We start from the raw sequence: 17646 nt of genomic DNA on the forward strand, positions 1-17646 counted from the left end.
GTACAGACAATAGCTTCACTTCAACCCAACACAGCCCCTTGCCACTGATTCTGGTCAACCTGGATCAAGGTCGGCCCCTTGCGCTCCAATGCCTGCCCCAACGCCACCTGCAGCTGCGCTACATCTGCCACCTGCTCCGCTACCGCGCCCAGGGCCCGCGCCACACCGATGAAGTCCGGCGTATGGATATCCACCCCCACCGGCTCGATCGCCCGGTTGACCATGTATTTCTTGATTTCCTCGTACCCCTGGTTGTTCCACAGCAGCACGATCAGCGGCACCTGCGCTTCCACCGCGCTTGCCAGCTCCGGCAAGGTGAACTGCAAACCGCCATCACCAATCAGGCACACCGCAGGCGCACGCTCACCGACCTGCTCCGCACTGCCCAACCAGGCGCCCATGGCCGCCGGCAGCGCATAACCCAAGGTGCCATAGCCGGTCGAGGCATTGAACCAACGGCGTGGCTGGTCCATGTCCAGGGTCAGGTTGCCGGTATAAACCGGCTGGGTCGAATCGCCCACAAGGATTGCATTGGGCAGGCACTCGAGAATCGCACTCAGCAAACGCGTCTGGCTCAGGGTCGGCTGGTCCCAACCCGCTGCCAGTGCCTGGCGCAACTTGGCCACCCGGGCCGCTCCCCACGTGCTGTCACGCACGGGTTGCGGCAACCCCTGCAAGGCACCGAGCAGCGCCTCGGTGGCCAGTTCGGCATCGGCCACCAGCGACAGCGTCGGCAGGTAATTGCGCACGGTCTGGTCCGGGTCGATGTCGATGCGCAACAGGCTGCCCGGGATCTCGAAACCACCTTTGAAGGTAACGTCATAGTCGGTTTCGGCCAGTTCGGTGCCTATCGCCAGCACCACATCGGCCTCGGCCACCAGCGCCCGCGTGGCTGGCAGTGACTGGGTCGAGCCGATCTGCAGGGGATGGCTGGCCGGCAGCAGCCCCTTGGCATTGATGGTCAGCGCTACCGGCGCCTGCAGGCGCTCGGCCAGGCGCGCCAGCGCAGCGCCCGCAGCCAATGCGCCCCCCCCTGCCAGGATCAATGGCCGCCGTGCACTGACCAGGCGCTCGGCCATCTGCGCCACGGCCTGCGGCGCTGCGCCAGCCCGGCTGCTACGCACCACGCGCCCCGGCAGCAGGTGATCGGCCGGCTCGACCAGCACGTCGAGCGGAATCTCGATATGCACCGGCCGAGGGCGAGCACCTTCGAAAACGGCGAATGCCCGGGCCAGCACCTGCGGCAAGTCATCGGCACTCATCAAGGTGTGGGAAAACGCCGCCACACCCGACACCAGCGCTGCCTGGTTGGGCAACTCGTGCAGCTTGCCGCGGCCACCGCCCAACTGGTCGCGGGCCTGCACGCTGGAAATCACCAGCATCGGGATCGAGTCGGCATAGGCCTGGCCCATGGCGGTGGTGATGTTGGTCATGCCCGGGCCGGTGATGATGAAGCACACCCCGGGCTTGCCGCGGGTCCGCGCATAGCCGTCGGCCATGAACCCGGCACCCTGCTCGTGGCGCGGGGTGACATGGCGGATGGACGACCCCGCCAGGCCGCGGTAGAGCTCCACGGTATGTACACCAGGAATGCCGAAGACATGGTCAACGCCATAGCCTTCAAGGAGTTTTACCAGTACTTCGCCGCAGGTTGCCATTGGGTTTCACCATGAATCTTGGTTGGGTTATGCCCTTATTGGACCCAGCCACGGCTATCGCCACAATGCAAAAAAACACATACTAGCCATGTTCTGTAATCATGGCTAAGCACAATGAAACGCCTCCCGCCCCTGCCCGCCCTGCATACCTTTCTGGTCACCGCCCAACACTGCAATTTCACCCGTGCAGGGCAGCAGTTGCATATCACCCAAGGCGCCGTCAGCCGGCAGATCGCGGCCCTCGAAGAGCATCTGGGTTATGCCTTGTTCCAGCGCCAGGCCCGTGGGCTGAGCCTGACCCGTGAAGGCCAGGACTGGCTGCCAAGAGTGCAGCAGGTGTTCGCGCTGATCGAACAAGGGGTGCGTGAGGTGGGTGGGCGCAGCACTACCTTGCAGCTCAAGGCACCGACCTGCGTGATGCGCTGGCTGTTGCCGCGCCTGATGGAATGGCAGGCACTACGCCCGGATGTGCCTGTAGAGCTGACCACCACGGTGCAACATGGAGTGGACTTTCGCCGCGAGGGTTTCGATGCCGCGGTGGTGTATGGCGATGCGCCGAACCACGGGCTGCGTGTACGCAAGCTGTTCGATGAGCAACTGACCCCCGTGTGCGCACCGTCCCTGCGCCAGGGGCCGTTACCGTTGCAGCAGGTCGACGACCTGGCGCGACACATGCTCCTGCACCCCTCGCGCAATGAGCATGACTGGCGATTGTGGCTGCAGGCAGCCGGAGCAACGCTGGCCATTCAAGGGCCCAAGCAGCATTTCGAGACGCTGGACATGGCGATGGCCATGGCCTCGCAGGGCACCGGCGTGGCCATCGGCGACTGGTCGCTGATCGGCGATGACTTGCGCGGGGGACGGCTGTGCATGCCGTTTGCGCTCAAGGTGATGACCGGCAAGGGGTATTACCTGGTGAGCCAGGCCAAGAGCTTGCCGGCTGGGCTTGTGGAGTTGCTGGACTGGCTGGAGGAGCGGGCCAGCCTGCAAGGGCCCCTTCGCGGGTAAACCCGCTAAGGGGGCGACTCAATAGCCGACGGTAAAACGCCGCCGCGAATGTTGCGGGCTTTCCAGTTCGTCGAGCATGGCAATCGCGTAATCGGCGAAGGTTATCCAGCTCTTGCCATCCGCGCCGATCAGCAGATGATCCTTGCCCAGCTTGTAGTGCCCGCTGCGCTCACCTTCAACGAACTCCGCCGATGGCGACAGGAAGGTCCAGTCCAGGTTCGGCTCACGTTGCAATACTTCCAGAAAACGCACCCCGGCAGTGGCCTCGGCCTTGTATGCCTCGGGGAAGTCCGGGCTGTCGATCACCCGATGCCCCGACGGCAGCAACAGGCTGCCGGCCCCACCCACCACCAGCAGGCGCCTGACCCCGGCCCGCTTGACCGGCTCGATGATGGCGTGTGGCTCGATGGTCGAGAAATGCGCCGCGCTCAGCACCGCATCCACACCTGCGATCGCCGCTTGCACGGCCGCGCTGTCCTTGGCATCCAGCGCCTTGACGGTAACCCCGTCCCGCCCCTGCAACCGCGACGGGTCGCGGGCGATGGCCAGCACACTGTGGCCACGGCGCAGGGCCTCCTCCAACAACTGGCTGCCAGCGCGGCCAGTGGCACCGATGATTGCAATCTTGCTCATGGGATACTCTCCATCAATTGAACGGAATTACCACTTCATCTCGCCCTTGGCGACCTTGGCCCCCAGCTCCAGCGAGCTTTCATCGGCCAGGCCCGGGTAACGTCGTTTCATCGCAGCGATCAACGCACCGGAGTCTTTCGCCCTGGCGGTCTCGCTATCGAAATCACGAATGTAGTTCGCCGTGAAACGCACGGCCTCCAGCGATCGGCCGCTGTCCCCCTGGTAGTGCCCAGGGATGACCGTACGCGGCGCCAGCGCTTCGATGTGCGCCAAGGTGCCAAGCCAGTCGGCGTGGGACTTGGCCGTTTGTGTGTCGGCCATCCACACGTGAATGTTCTCCGACACCACCACGCCACCGACCACCGCCTTGATCGACGGTATCCATACAAAACTGCGGTCAGGTTGAGGGCCGTCGAGGCCGACAACCTCAAGGGCCTGCCCTTCCAGCGTCAGGTGGTGGCCTTCGAGCACCTGCGGCAGCACCAGCCGCGCCGGCTTGTCCGCGCCCATCTGCGGCCCCCAGTAGGCCAGCTTGGCATCCATGGTCTGGCGGATGTGGGCAACCGTGGCGGCCGACGCCAGCACCTTGGCCTCCGGGAAGGCCTGGGTCAGGGTATCCAGGCCGAAGTAGTAGTCCGGGTCGCCATGGCTGATGTAGATACTGGTCAGGTGCTTGCCGCCCGCCCGCAGGCGCTGCACCAGCTGTTCGGCCTGGGCCTTGCCGAACTGGGCATCGACGAGGATGGCGTCGTGCTCACCGCTGACGATCACCGAACTGACCGGGAAGATCGCCTCATGCCCAGGGTTGTAAACCTCAAGCCGCAAGGGGTCGGCAGCCAGCGCCGGGCCGGCCAGGGTCACACAGGCCAGCAGCAGGCCACGCAAGGGAGTGAAAAGAGACATCGCAAACACCCGTCAGATGAACAATGCCCAACAGCTTAGTTGCCCAATCCGTGACAAAAAATGCGATGCTCGAACATAGTTTGTTTCTGAAACCGGGCAAATCATGGACCGTCTCAACGCCATGCGCGTTTTCGTCACCGTCGTCGACCTGGGCAGCCAGTCAGCGGCGGCGGATCATCTGCAACTGTCTCGGCCGGTGGTGTCGCGCTACCTGGCAGAGCTGGAAGACTGGGTTGGCGCACGGCTGATGCAGCGCACCACACGCAAGCTCAGCCTTACCGCCGCCGGCCAGGAAACCCTGCCCCGCTGTCGGCAACTGCTGGAACTGGCCGGCGACCTGCAAGCCGCGGTGCAGCAGCCGGATGACGCGCCCAAGGGCGCGCTGCGCATCAGCGTCAGTACCTCGTTCGGCCAGGCCCAGTTGGTGGATGCAGTGGCCGACTACGTCCGGCGCTACCCCGGGGTGAAGGTGGAACTGCAGATGCTCGATCGCACCGTCAACCTGGTGGACGAGCGCATCGACCTGGCCATCCGCACCAGCAACGACCTGGACCCCAACCTGATCGCCCGGCGCCTGAGTGTGTGCCGCTCGGCAGTGTGTGCGGCACCGGCCTACCTGCGCGAGCACGGCACGCCGCAACGGGTCGAGGATCTGAGCCGGCACAACTGCCTGACCCATGCCTACTTCGGCCACAGCCTGTGGCATTTCGAGGTAGCCGGCCAGCAAGTCGCCGTGCCAGTGGCGGGGAACATCAGTGCCAACGAGGCGATGACACTGCAGAAAGCGGCGCTGGCCGGCGCAGGTATCGCCATGCTGCCGACCTACCAGGCCGCGAAAGCCCTGCGCCGGGGTGAACTGGTGCGCCTGCTGCCCGAAGCCAGGCCACGCGAACTGAACCTGAATGCGGTGTACACCTCGCGCAAGCACATGCCGGCGACCCTGCGCAGCATGCTGGATTTTCTGGTGCAGCGATTCAAGGACGAACCGGAGTGGGATCAGGACTTGTAAGGCCGTTCCTCCAGGGAGGGCGTGTCACTCTTCGACGCTCATGTATTCCTTGGCCCAACGGATGTAGTCCTCGGGCTGGGTGTAGGTATGCGAGAGTTCGGTGGCGCTGAGGTTTTCCGACTTGTTCTGCTGGCCGCGCTGCAGCCGCAGGCAGTCATAGGTGGCCTTGATCGCGGCAAAGTAGGCAGCGTGACCATCGACCACGATGCGCACGCCCAGGCGTGCCAGGCGCTCGTCGTCGCGCAGGTTCGGGTTGCCGTAGGTCACCAGCATCAGTGGCACCGTCAGGTGCTCGGCAATCTGCTCGAGTTGCTCGAAGTCCTTCACACCCACCATGCAGATGCCATCGGCTCCAGCCTTCTGGTAGCTCTGGGTACGCACGATGATTTCTTCGGTGGTGAGCACACCAGCGTTGGTACGGGCAATGATCGACAGCGACGAATCGACCCGTGCCTCCAGCGCCGCGCGGATCTTGCCGACGCCCTCTTCAACCGGGATCAGGTCGGTGGACTTGCGCCCGAACTGGGCAGGCAGCAGGGTGTCCTCGATGGTCAGCGCAGCCACGCCGGCGCGCTCCAGTTCGATGACCGTGCGCATGACATTCAGTGCGTTGCCATAGCCGTGGTCGGCGTCAGCCAGCACGGGCAGTTGCGCCACGCGACCAATACGGGTGGCCTGCTCGACGAACTCGCTGAGGGTGATCAGGGCGAAGTCCGGTGCCGCCAGTACCTGCAGCGAAGCGACGGAACCACCGAGGATGCCGACCTCGAAACCCAGGTCTGCGGCAATACGTGCCGACATCGGGTCGAACACCGATGCGGTGTGGTAACAGGAACCTGAAGCGAGCAGCTCGCGGAAGGCAAAACGCAGATCTTGATGGGAAGCCTTGGGCATGATCACTCCGCAAAATAAGTTGAAAGTCGAACGGTAACTACCGACCCCTGTAATCGGGTCTACCTGGCCTGTTCCAACCGTCGCCATCTGGGCGGTCATGCTCGACATGCAGGCAGAGGAATAAAAGGTGTGGGAGACAGCGGCGCGAAAACCTGCGGCATAATGTTGCACCAAGCTGGTGCGAGCCCCCGGTTTTCCGCCTCTGTGGCATACCAACGATATCACGCAGCCATGCAGCACTGGATGAATGCGCCAATGCCGATCTTGCATAGGGGATGCAGATAGTACATAGGAAGCTACCTAACTCAGGTTACAATTTCGGGGCCCCTTCGCGGGCACGCCCGCTCCCACAGGTACACCACTGCCTTCCAGGCCTGTGTTGTACCTGTGGGAGCGGGCATGCCCGCGAAGAGGTCTCAACCGATAAACAAGGTATCCCCGTGACCGCCGCCCTGCCCCCCACCACCCTGCGCAACGTGCTTACCGCCCTGATGCTGGCGATCTTCCTCGGCGCCCTGGACCAGACCATCGTCGCCGTCTCGCTGCCGGCAATCTCGGCGCAGTTCAACGATGTCGGCCTGCTGGCCTGGGTCATCTCCGGCTACATGGTGGCGATGACCGTGGCCGTGCCGATCTACGGCAAGCTGGGCGACCTGTACGGGCGGCGCAGGATGATCCTCACCGGCATCAGCCTTTTCACCCTGGCCTCGATCGCCTGCGCCCTGGCCCAGGACATGCAACAACTGGTGCTGGCCCGGGTACTGCAAGGCATAGGTGCCGGTGGCATGGTCTCGGTGAGCCAAGCGATCATCGGCGACTTCGTACCCCCACGGGAGCGCGGCCGCTACCAGGGCTATTTCAGCAGCATGTACGCCGTGGCCAGCGTCGCCGGGCCGGTACTGGGCGGCTGGCTGACCGAATACCTGTCATGGCGCTGGGTGTTCTGGATCAACCTGCCGCTGGGGCTGGTCGCACTGTGGGCGATCCGCCGCGCCCTCGGCGGCATGCCGGCGCAGCGCCGCGAGGCGCAGGTGGACTACCTGGGCGCCGTGTTGCTGATCCTCGGCCTGGGTAGCCTGTTGCTGGGTATTACCCTGGTCGGCCAGGGTCACGCCTGGGTCGACTCGGCCGTGCTGGCCCTGTTCGCCTGCGCCGCGCTGGGCCTGGTGCTGTTCATCGCCCATGAGCGCCGCTGCCCGGAGCCGCTGCTGCCACTCGGCCTGTTCGGCAATCGCGTGGCGGTGCTGTGCTGGGGCGTGATCTTCTTCGCCAGCTTCCAGTCAATCTCCCTGACCATGCTCATGCCGTTGCGCTACCAGGGCATCACCGGCGCCGGCGCCGACAGTGCTGCTTTGCACCTCCTGCCGCTGGTGATGGGGCTGCCCATGGGGGCCTTCACCGGCGGGCGCATGACCAGCCTGACCGGGCGTTACAAGCCGCAGATCCTGGCCGGCGCGCTGCTTATGCCGCTAGCCATTTTCGCCATGGCGCTGACCCCGCCGCAATCGGCCTTGCTCAGCGCACTGTTCATGCTGCTGACCGGCATCGCTTGCGGGCTGCAGTTCCCGACCTCGCTGGTAGGCACGCAAAGCGCGGTGGACAGCAAGGACATCGGCGTGGCCACAAGCACCACCAACCTGTTCCGCTCGCTGGGCGGGGCCATGGGGGTGGCGTGCATGTCCAGCCTGCTGCTGGCGCTGCTGCACCAGGGCGGGTTCGAGTCGCTGGGTAATCCGTTGCTGGGTAGCTTGAAGGCCGGCGAAGTGGACCTGATGACACAAGGGCGGTTACTCGATACGTTCCGGCAGTTGTTGATGGGGAGTGCCGGGGTAGCCGTGCTGGGACTGTTTGCAGCGTTTGCATTGCCCGACCGGCAACTGCGCGGACGCTAGAAGCTACGCGATCTCTGTGGGAGCGGCCTTGTGTCGCGAAAGGGCCGCGAAGCGGCCCCAGGATTTCAGCAGTGATGCACAAATTGCCGGGGCTGCTGCGCAGCCCTATCGCGACACAAGGCCGCTCCCACAGGATCGGTGATTTGTTCAAGGTCATCCGGAAGCATTAATCCCCCCTTAACACAAAGGGGTAACACTCCCTCACAATCCTTAACAAAGTGTCATTTGCGCAGAGCCGGGCTCAAGCGCAGCATATCCAGCCCGGTGTCGACCCATTTTTCGACATCCTTCAACAGATCGACACTGTCAGGCAGCAACAGCCAGCGCCCGATCAGGCCATCGACATAGGCAAACATGGCCACCGCCGCGCGCTCGACATCCAGCTCGCCTGGCAACTGGCCCCGGCGCACGGCATTGGCCAGCGCCAGGGTGATGCCCTTGTGGCAATCCAGCACCGCACCCTGGCGCTGCTGGCGAATTTCACACATGTCATCGGTGAACTCGCACTTGTGATGCAGGATTTCATTGATACGCCGGGTTCGGGCATCGAGCACCAGCTCGTTGAACACTTGCAGCAACAGCTTGCGCATGCAGCCGAGCGGGTCCACTTCGTCCTCGCTTTCGCTCGCCCGCGCCAGGTGGTCATGGGTTTCATGCAGGCTGTCGAGCAGCGCCTGCACAAGCTCGGCCTTGTTGTTGAAGTGCCAGTAGATCGCCCCCCGCGTCACACCCGCCAGTTCGGCGATGTCGGCCAGGGTGGTTCGCGCAACCCCGCGCTTGTAGAAGGCCTTTTCCGCCGCTTCGATGATCTGGGCGCGGGTTTCCTGGGCTTCTTCTTTGGTTCGACGGACCATGGCAGTACAAACCTCATCTGCCCCGAACGCGCGGCGCGTGCGGGGAACACTCCGGGGGCACCTCTGCAGGGTGCCTCGCGGAGGAGCTAATCAAGGGCTGTGGCAGTACCCGAGTACAACCCAGCGGTATTTACAAACAACCATGAATGTAAGTATATTCCTTAGCAAGCTATTTATCCACCGGATAGCAATTTTTCCAGATCAAGACTCTTCCATTACTCTTGAGCGTCTCCCTGCTCCAGCGACCCGAGGATCCTCATGCAATTCAAGCCAGCCGTTACCGCTCTGGTTTCCGCCGTCGCCCTGGCAACCCTGCTCAGTGGCTGTAAGAAAGAAGAAGCAGCGCCAGCGGCGCAGGCTCCTCAGGTCGGCGTCGTGACCATCCAGCCCCAAGCCTTCACCCTGACCTCGGAATTGCCGGGGCGTACAAGTGCCTACCGCGTCGCCGAAGTGCGCCCGCAGGTAAACGGCATCATCCTCAAGCGCCTGTTCAAGGAAGGCAGTGAGGTCAAGGAAGGCCAGCAGTTGTACCAGATCGACCCTGCCGTGTACGAAGCCACCCTGGCCAATGCCCAGGCCAACCTGCAGGCCACCCGCTCGCTGGCCGAGCGCTACAAGCAGCTGATCGACGAACAGGCTGTCTCCAAGCAGGAATACGACGACGCCAATGCCAAACGATTGCAGGCCGAGGCTTCGCTCAAGAGCGCGCAGATCGACCTGCGCTACACCAAGGTCCTGGCACCGATCAGCGGCCGTATCGGCCGTTCTTCGTTCACCGAAGGCGCACTGGTGAGCAATGGCCAGGCCAACGCCATGGCCACCATCCAGCAACTCGATCCGATCTACGTCGACGTCACCCAGTCCACCGCCGAGCTGCTCAAGCTGCGCCGTGACCTGGAAAGCGGCCAGTTGCAAAAAGCCGGCGACAACGCCGCCTCGGTGCAACTGGTGCTGGAAGACGGCAGCCTGTTCAAGCAGGAGGGCCGCCTGGAGTTCTCCGAGGTCTCGGTCGACGAGACCACCGGCTCGGTCACCCTGCGCGCCCTGTTCCCCAACCCTGATCACACCCTGCTGCCTGGCATGTTCGTGCATGCGCGGCTCAAGGCAGGTGTAAACGCCAATGCCATCCTGGCCCCACAACAGGGCGTGACCCGCGACCTGAAAGGCGCGCCGACCGCGCTGGTGGTCAACCAGGAGAACAAGGTCGAACTGCGCCAGCTCAAGGCCAACCGTACCCTGGGCAGCGACTGGCTGATCGAGGAAGGCCTGAACCCGGGTGACCGCCTGATCACCGAAGGGCTGCAGTACGTGCGCCCGGGCGTCGAGGTCAAGGTCAGCGAAGCCACCAACGTCAAGAAGCCGGCCAGCCCTGTTCAGGCCAACGCGGCGAAAGCAGACGCCAAAGCGGAGTAAACCATGTCGAAGTTCTTTATCGATCGCCCGATCTTCGCCTGGGTGATCGCCTTGGTGATCATGCTGGTCGGCGCCTTGTCGATCCTGAAGCTGCCGATCAACCAGTACCCCAGCATCGCGCCACCGGCCATCGCCATCGCCGTGACCTACCCGGGCGCCTCGGCGCAAACCGTGCAGGACACCGTGGTACAGGTGATCGAGCAGCAGCTCAACGGTATCGACAACCTGCGTTATGTGTCGTCGGAAAGTAACTCCGACGGCAGCATGACCATTACCGCCACCTTCGAGCAGGGCACCAACCCAGACACCGCGCAGGTGCAGGTGCAGAACAAGCTGAACCTGGCCACCCCGCTGTTGCCGCAGGAAGTGCAGCAGCAAGGTATCCGCGTCACCAAGGCAGTGAAGAACTTCCTGCTGGTGATCGGCCTGGTGTCCGAGGACGGCAGCATGACCAAGGACGACCTGGCCAACTACATCGTCTCCAACATGCAGGACCCGATCTCGCGTACCGCGGGTGTGGGTGACTTCCAGGTGTTCGGTGCGCAGTACGCCATGCGTATCTGGCTCGATCCGGCCAAGCTGAACAAGTTCCAGCTGACCCCGGTCGACGTCAAGACCGCCGTGGCCGCGCAGAACGTGCAGGTATCCTCCGGCCAGCTCGGCGGCCTGCCGGCCATGCCCGGCACCCAGCTGAACGCCACCATCATCGGCAAGACTCGTCTGCAGACTGCCGAGCAGTTCGAGAAGATCCTGCTCAAGGTCAACAGCGACGGTTCGCAAGTGCGTCTGGGTGATGTCGCCCAGGTTGGCCTGGGTGGTGAAAACTATGCCGTCAGCGCCCAGTTCAACGGTAAGCCGGCCTCCGGCCTGGCAGTAAAACTGGCCACCGGTGCCAACGCCCTGGACACCGCCAAGGCCTTGCGCAAGACCATCGCCGACCTGGAACCGTTCTTCCCGCCTGGGGTGAAAGCGGTATTCCCATATGACACCACCCCGGTGGTCACCGAGTCGATCAGCGGCGTGATCCACACCCTGATCGAAGCCGTGGTCCTGGTGTTCCTGGTGATGTACCTGTTCCTGCAGAACTTCCGCGCCACCATCATCACCACCATGACCGTACCGGTGGTGTTGCTGGGCACCTTCGGCATCCTTGCCGCTGCCGGCTTCAGCATCAACACCCTGACCATGTTCGCCATGGTTCTGGCCATCGGCTTGCTGGTGGACGACGCCATCGTCGTGGTGGAGAACGTCGAGCGGGTGATGTCCGAGGAAGGCTTGCCGCCCAAGGAAGCGACCAAGCGCTCGATGGAGCAGATCCAGGGTGCCCTGGTGGGTATCGCCCTTGTGCTGTCGGCGGTACTGCTGCCCATGGCGTTCTTCGGCGGCTCCACGGGTGTGATCTACCGGCAGTTCTCCATCACCATCGTCTCGGCCATGGGCCTGTCGGTGTTGGTGGCGCTCATCTTCACCCCGGCCCTGTGCGCCACCATGCTCAAGCCGCTGAAGAAGGGCGAACACCATGTGGCCAAGCGTGGCTTCTTCGGCTGGTTCAACCGCAACTTCGACCGCAGCGTAACCGGCTACGAGCGCAGCGTGGGCTCCATTCTGCGCAACAAGGTACCGTTCCTGCTGGCCTACGCGCTGATCGTGGTCGGCATGATCTGGCTGTTCACCCGCATCCCTACCGCGTTCCTGCCGGAAGAAGACCAGGGCGTATTGTTCGCCCAGGTACAGACTCCGGCCGGCTCCAGTGCCGAGCGCACCCAGGTGGTGGTCGACCAGATGCGTGAGTATCTGCTCAGCGAAGAGGCCGACACCGTGGCTTCGGTGTTCACTGTCAACGGCTTCAACTTCGCCGGCCGTGGCCAGAGCTCGGGCATGGCGTTCATCATGCTCAAGCCTTGGGATGAGCGCTCCAAGGAAAACAGCGTGTTTGCCCTTGCCCAGCGCGCCCAGCAGCACTTCTTCACGTTCCGCGATGCGATGGTGTTCGCCTTTGCCCCGCCTGCGGTGCTCGAACTGGGTAACGCCACCGGCTTCGACGTGTTCCTCCAGGACCGCGGCGGTGTCGGCCATGCCAAGTTGATGGAAGCGCGCAACCAGTTCCTGGCCAAGGCCGCGCAGAGCAAGATCCTCAGCGCCGTGCGCCCGAACGGCCTGAACGACGAGCCGCAGTACCAGCTGACCATCGATGACGAGCGTGCCAGCGCCCTGGGCGTGACCATCGCCGACATCAACAACACCCTGTCGATTGCCTTGGGTGCCAGCTACGTCAACGACTTCATCGACCGTGGCCGAGTCAAGAAGGTGTATATCCAGGGCGAGCCGAACGCGCGGATGAGCCCGGAAGACCTGCAGAAGTGGTACGTGCGCAATGGCGCTGGCGAAATGGTGCCGTTCTCCTCCTTCGCCAAAGGCGAATGGACCTACGGTTCGCCGAAGCTTTCGCGTTACAACGGCGTCGAGGCAATGGAAATCCTCGGTGCACCGGCACCAGGCTACAGTACTGGTGAAGCCATGGCCGAGGTCGAGCGCATTGCTGGCGAACTGCCAAGCGGTATCGGCTTCTCCTGGACCGGCATGTCCTATGAGGAAAAACTGTCCGGTTCGCAGATGCCGGCACTGTTCGCCCTCTCGGTACTGTTCGTGTTCCTGTGCCTGGCGGCCCTGTACGAAAGCTGGTCGATCCCTATCGCCGTGGTACTGGTAGTACCGCTGGGTATCATCGGTGCCCTGATCGCCACCAGCCTGCGCGGGTTGTCAAACGATGTGTACTTCCTGGTCGGCCTGTTGACCACCATCGGCCTGGCAGCGAAAAACGCCATCCTGATCGTCGAATTCGCCAAGGAACTGCACGAGCAGGGCCGCAGCCTGTATGACGCGGCGATCGAGGCGTGCCGCATGCGTCTGCGCCCGATCATCATGACCTCGCTGGCGTTCATCCTCGGCGTGGTACCGTTGACTATCGCCAGCGGTGCCGGCGCCGGCAGCCAGCACGCCATCGGTACTGGCGTGATCGGCGGCATGATCAGTGCGACCGTGCTCGCTATCTTCTGGGTACCACTGTTCTTCGTCGCAGTGTCGTCACTCTTCGGCAGCAAAGAGCCGGAAAAAGACGTCACCCCTGAAACTCCACGTTATGAGGCTGGGCAATGACCAAGTCTTTGTTGTCCCTGGCAGTAACCGCTTTCATTCTTGGCGGCTGCTCGTTGATCCCTGACTACCAGACCCCGGAATCGCCGGTGGCTGCGCAGTGGCCGCAAGGCCCTGCGTACTCGCCGACGCAATCGGCGGAAGTTGCCGCCGCCGAGCAGGGCTGGCGCCAGTTCTTCCACGACCCGGCACTGCAGCAGCTGATCCAGACCGCGCTGGTAAACAACCGCGACCTGCGCGTTGCCGCTTTGAACATCGACGCCTACCGCGCTCAGTACCGCATCCAGCGCGCCGACCTGTTCCCGGCGGTTTCGGCCACCGGCAGCGGCAGCCGCCAGCGCGTACCGGCGAACATGTCTCAGACGGGCGAAGCGGGCATCACCAGCCAATACTCGGCCACCCTGGGCGTCAGCGCCTATGAGCTGGACCTGTTCGGCCGCGTGCGCAGCCTGACCGAGCAGGCCCTGGAAACCTACCTGTCCAGCGAGCAGGCGCGTCGCTCCACGCAGATCAGCCTGGTGGCCAGCGTGGCCAATGCCTACTACACCTGGCAGGCCGACCAGGCGCTGTTCAAGCTGACCGAAGAAACGCTCAAGACCTACGAGGAAAGCTACAACCTCACCCGTCGCAGCAACGAAGTCGGCGTAGCCTCGGCACTGGACGTCAGCCAGGCGCGTACCGCCGTGGAAGGCGCCCGGGTCAAGTACTCGCAGTACCAGCGCCTGGTCGCCCAGGACGTCAACAGCTTGACCGTGCTGCTGGGCACCGGCATTCCCGCCGACCTGCCCAAGCCACTGGAGCTCAATGCCGACCAGCTGGCCGAAGTACCGGCCGGCTTGCCGTCGGACATCCTCCAGCGTCGCCCGGACATCCAGGAAGCCGAGCACCTGCTCAAGGCCGCCAATGCCAACATTGGCGCGGCTCGTGCAGCGTTCTTCCCGAGCATCAGCCTGACCGCCAATGCCGGCAGCCTGAGCCCCGACATGGGCCACCTGTTCTCGGGCGGCCAGGGCACCTGGCTGTTCCAGCCGCAGATCAACCTGCCGATCTTCAACGCCGGCAGCCTGAAGGCCAGCCTGGACTACTCGAAAATCCAGAAGGACATCAACGTCGCCAAGTACGAAAAGACCATCCAGACCGCCTTCCAGGAAGTCTCCGATGGCCTGGCGGCGCGCAAGACCTTCGAAGAGCAGCTGCAGGCGCAACGCGACCTGGTGCAGGCGAACCAGGACTACTACCGCCTGGCCGAACGCCGCTATCGCATCGGTATCGACAGCAACCTGACCTTCCTCGACGCCCAGCGCAATCTGTTCAGTGCCCAGCAGGCGCTGATCGGCGATCGCTTGTCGCAGCTGACCAGCGAGGTCAACCTGTACAAGGCGCTTGGCGGTGGCTGGTACGAGCAGACCGGGCAGGCCAACCAACAGGCATCGGTGGAAGCACCGAAGAGCTGATTGAAGCTGTCAAAGCATCAAGCCCACCCTCGCGGTGGGCTTTTTTTTGTGTTGCCTGAACCGGCCTCTTCGCGGGTTCGCCCGCAAGCCCCAACACAGGCAAACAATTAACCAACCAGAACATTCCGTTCGATTATCGCCCGATTCCGCTTGTGGCGAATTGCCTCACCCCAGCCCCACCCCGCACCATCCTCCCCACGCAACGTTGCCCCGGTTCATCCCAAAAGACCCGCACCTGCAGGCCGCATCCTGCAGCGTACCGGCTCGCCCATAAAAACAAGAGATCCACGACAGATGAGCACTTTGCAACCCGCACGCCAGCTGCTGCCCGGCCTGTTGGCCATGTCCTGCGCACTCCCCGTGTTCGCCGCCGACGAAGGGGGTTTCCTGGAGGACGCCAAGGCCACCCTCAACCTGCGCAACTTCTACATCAACCGCAACTTCGTCGACCCGGCCCACCCGCAGGCCAAGGCCGAGGAGTGGACGCAGAGCTTCATCCTCGACGCCCGCTCCGGCTTCACCCAAGGCACCGTCGGTTTCGGCGTGGACGTACTGGGCCTGTACTCGGTCAAGCTCGACGGCGGCAAAGGCACTACCAACACTCATCTGCTGCCGGTGCACGACGATGGCCGCCCCGCCGATGATTTCGGCCGCCTGGGCGTGGCACTGAAAGCCAAGCTGTCCGAAACCGAGCTGAAAGTGGGCGAATGGATGCCGGTACTGCCGATCCTGCGCTCGGATGACGGCCGCTCGCTGCCGCAGACCTTCCGCGGCGGCCAGCTGACCTCGAAGGAAATCGCCGGCCTGACCCTGTACGCCGGCCAGTTCCGCGGCAACAGCCCGCGCAACGACGCCAGCATGGAAGACATGTCGATGAACGGCAAGGCAGCGTTCACGTCCGACCGTTTCAACTTTGGCGGCGGCGAATACGCCTTCAACGACAAGCGCACCATGATCGGCCTGTGGAATGCCCAGCTCAAGGACATCTACCGTCAGCAGTACCTCAACCTTGTGCACAGCCAACCCCTGGGCGATTGGACCCTGGGCGCCAACCTGGGCTACTTCATCGGCAAGGAAGACGGCGCCGAACGCGCTGGTGAACTGGACAACCGCACCGCCTCGGCCATGCTCTCGGCGCGCTATCAGGGCCACACATTCTACGTCGGCCTGCAGAAAGTCAGCGGCGACGACGCCTGGATGCGGGTGAATGGCACCAGCGGCGGCACCCTGGCAAACGACAGCTACAACTCCAGCTTCGACAACGCCAAGGAACGCTCCTGGCAGGTGCGCCATGACTTCAACTTCGCCACCGTCGGCGTGCCAGGCCTGACCCTGATGAACCGCTACATCAAAGGTGACAACGTCACCGCAGGGGGCGTGGACGATGGCAAGGAATGGGCGCGGGAAACCGAGTTGGCGTATGTGGTGCAGTCGGGCAGCTTCAAGGACCTGTCGGTGAAGTGGCGCAACTCCACCATGCGCCGGGACTTCAGCACCAACTCGTTCGACGAGAACCGGTTGATCGTGAGCTACCCGCTGAATCTCCTTTGAATGCTTCGCGGGTAAACCCGCTCCCACAGGTTCACCACAGATTCTGAAACTGTGGTGAACCTGTGGGAGCGGGTTTACCCGCGAAGAAGCCAGATGCCGCAACAAATAACCTCAAGCTATAAACAAATCAATAAACCTTCTTTGACGGAATATACAGCAACCGCTTGAATAGGCCCCTGAACCCCGCCCCAGAGCCGTGACATGGACCTCCGTCAACTGCGCTACTTCATCGCCCTCACCGAATACCGCAGCTTCATCCGTGCCGCCGAGGCCATGGGCATCACCCAACCCGCCTTCAGCCGTGCCATCCAGAGCCTGGAACACAGCTTCGGCTGCCCATTGGTCGACCGCGCCAGCAAAGCCCTGCCGCCCACCCCTGAAGGCTTGGTGGTGCTGCAACATGCCCGGCGCCTGGTACAAGGTGCCGCGCAGCTGAGCAACGAAGTGCTACAGATGACCAAGCTCGACGCCGGCGAGCTGCATTTCGGCAGCGGCCCGACGCTGGCCGTACGCCTGGTGCCCGATGCCCTGCGCCACTTTCTCGAGCGCCACCCAGGCATCCGCACCTCGCTGCTGGTGGACAACGCCGAACGCCTCGGCCAGGCCCTGCGCCGCGAACAGATCGAGTTTTTCGTCGACGACATCCGCCCGTTCGAGGCCGACCCCAACTTCCACACCGAACCCCTTTCACCGCGCCCCGGCCTGTTCTTCTGTCGCCCGGGGCACCCATTGCTGGCCAAGGACAGCCTGTCGACCAACGACCTGTTCAGCTACCCCCTGGCCAGCGCCCTGCTCGCCCCCGGCGTGCGCAAGCGCCTGGCCAACCTGAGCGGGCGCAGCGATTTCACCCCGCACCTGCAAACCGAGCACCTGGCCGTGCTGCGCAGCGTGGTGCTGGCCAGCGATGCCATCGGCACCGCCAGCGAGGAAGCCGTGGCCGAAGACCTGGCCAGCGGCCGCCTGGTGCGCCTGCACTGGCGCAACCTGCCGCCAGCGCTGGAAGTGCTGAGCGTGCGCTGTGGCGTAGTCAGCCGCAGCGGTTACCGGTTGTCGCCGGCGGCGCGAGCGATGATCGAGACGCTGGTGGGGCTGGATATGCCAGTGCGGGCTGCTGCCATTCGCTGAACTGATGATGCTGGCAGGGGCGGTCTATCCTGAGCTATATCGGTCGCCTGTGCCGGCCCTTTCGCGGGTGAACCCCCTCCCACAGGATCACCACAGTTT

General features: G+C 63.5%; 13 protein-coding genes. 8 read left to right on the top strand and 5 right to left on the bottom strand.

Annotated features, from left to right (window positions below; all coding sequences use genetic code 11):
* Positions 1-20 precede the first annotated feature (20 nt).
* Complete coding sequence (locus tag ACK1U9_RS23275; RefSeq protein ID WP_153670523.1) at positions 21-1658, bottom strand: 5-guanidino-2-oxopentanoate decarboxylase; 1638 nt, start codon at positions 1656-1658, stop codon at positions 21-23.
* Positions 1659-1772: 114 nt separating this feature from the next.
* On the opposite strand from ACK1U9_RS23275, the gene ACK1U9_RS23280 reads away from it, so the two are divergent.
* Entirely contained in the window at positions 1773-2666 is an 894-nt protein-coding gene (locus ACK1U9_RS23280; RefSeq protein WP_108481682.1) for a LysR substrate-binding domain-containing protein, read from the top strand.
* Between the two features lie 18 nt (positions 2667-2684).
* Here the strand turns inward: ACK1U9_RS23280 and ACK1U9_RS23285 are convergent, their stop codons facing one another.
* On the bottom strand, positions 2685-3299 hold the full coding sequence (locus ACK1U9_RS23285) for an NAD(P)-dependent oxidoreductase (RefSeq protein WP_108481683.1): 615 nt from the start codon (positions 3297-3299) through the stop codon (positions 2685-2687).
* Between the two features lie 27 nt (positions 3300-3326).
* The gene (locus tag ACK1U9_RS23290) at positions 3327-4202 is read right to left on the bottom strand and encodes an MBL fold metallo-hydrolase (RefSeq protein WP_108481684.1); all 876 of its coding nucleotides are present in this window, start codon (positions 4200-4202) and stop codon (positions 3327-3329) included.
* A gap of 103 nt (positions 4203-4305) precedes the next feature.
* Between ACK1U9_RS23290 and ACK1U9_RS23295 the strand changes: the two genes are divergently transcribed.
* On the top strand, positions 4306-5211 hold the full coding sequence (locus ACK1U9_RS23295) for a LysR family transcriptional regulator (RefSeq protein ID WP_085602295.1): 906 nt from the start codon (positions 4306-4308) through the stop codon (positions 5209-5211).
* 24 nt (positions 5212-5235) lie between these two features.
* Here the strand turns inward: ACK1U9_RS23295 and ACK1U9_RS23300 are convergent, their stop codons facing one another.
* A complete protein-coding gene (locus ACK1U9_RS23300) occupies positions 5236-6105 on the bottom strand; it encodes an isocitrate lyase/PEP mutase family protein (protein WP_003259571.1) in 870 nt (289 codons plus the stop codon).
* 440 nt (positions 6106-6545) lie between these two features.
* On the opposite strand from ACK1U9_RS23300, the gene ACK1U9_RS23305 reads away from it, so the two are divergent.
* Positions 6546-7997 carry an MDR family MFS transporter gene (locus ACK1U9_RS23305; RefSeq protein WP_046614833.1) on the top strand — a complete coding sequence of 484 codons (1452 nt, stop codon included), beginning with the start codon at positions 6546-6548 and terminating at the stop codon, positions 7995-7997.
* 221 nt (positions 7998-8218) lie between these two features.
* Here the strand turns inward: ACK1U9_RS23305 and ttgR are convergent, their stop codons facing one another.
* Complete coding sequence (gene ttgR, locus ACK1U9_RS23310) at positions 8219-8851, bottom strand: efflux transport transcriptional regulator TtgR (RefSeq protein WP_025340482.1); 633 nt, start codon at positions 8849-8851, stop codon at positions 8219-8221.
* A 258-nt stretch (positions 8852-9109) separates the two neighbouring features.
* On the opposite strand from ttgR, the gene ttgA reads away from it, so the two are divergent.
* From ttgA to ACK1U9_RS23335, 5 genes are all read left to right on the top strand, one after another.
* Positions 9110-10264, top strand: coding sequence for a toluene efflux RND transporter periplasmic adaptor subunit TtgA (gene ttgA / locus ACK1U9_RS23315; protein WP_075046218.1), 1155 nt, complete (start codon positions 9110-9112; stop codon positions 10262-10264).
* 3 nt (positions 10265-10267) lie between these two features.
* Positions 10268-13420 carry a multidrug efflux RND transporter permease subunit TtgB gene (ttgB, locus tag ACK1U9_RS23320; protein ID WP_046614835.1) on the top strand — a complete coding sequence of 1051 codons (3153 nt, stop codon included), beginning with the start codon at positions 10268-10270 and terminating at the stop codon, positions 13418-13420.
* Positions 13417-14871: an AdeC/AdeK/OprM family multidrug efflux complex outer membrane factor gene (locus ACK1U9_RS23325; protein WP_046614836.1), complete on the top strand. Its 1455-nt coding sequence runs from the start codon at positions 13417-13419 to the stop codon at positions 14869-14871. The genes ttgB and ACK1U9_RS23325 overlap by 4 nt, the downstream gene beginning before the upstream one ends.
* A 294-nt stretch (positions 14872-15165) precedes the next feature.
* Complete coding sequence (locus tag ACK1U9_RS23330) at positions 15166-16422, top strand: OprD family porin (RefSeq protein WP_046614837.1); 1257 nt, start codon at positions 15166-15168, stop codon at positions 16420-16422.
* A 201-nt stretch (positions 16423-16623) separates the two neighbouring features.
* A complete protein-coding gene (locus tag ACK1U9_RS23335; protein ID WP_449110212.1) occupies positions 16624-17547 on the top strand; it encodes a LysR family transcriptional regulator in 924 nt (307 codons plus the stop codon).
* Positions 17548-17646 lie beyond the last annotated feature (99 nt).

The organism is Pseudomonas sp. XP1, assembly GCF_053557675.1.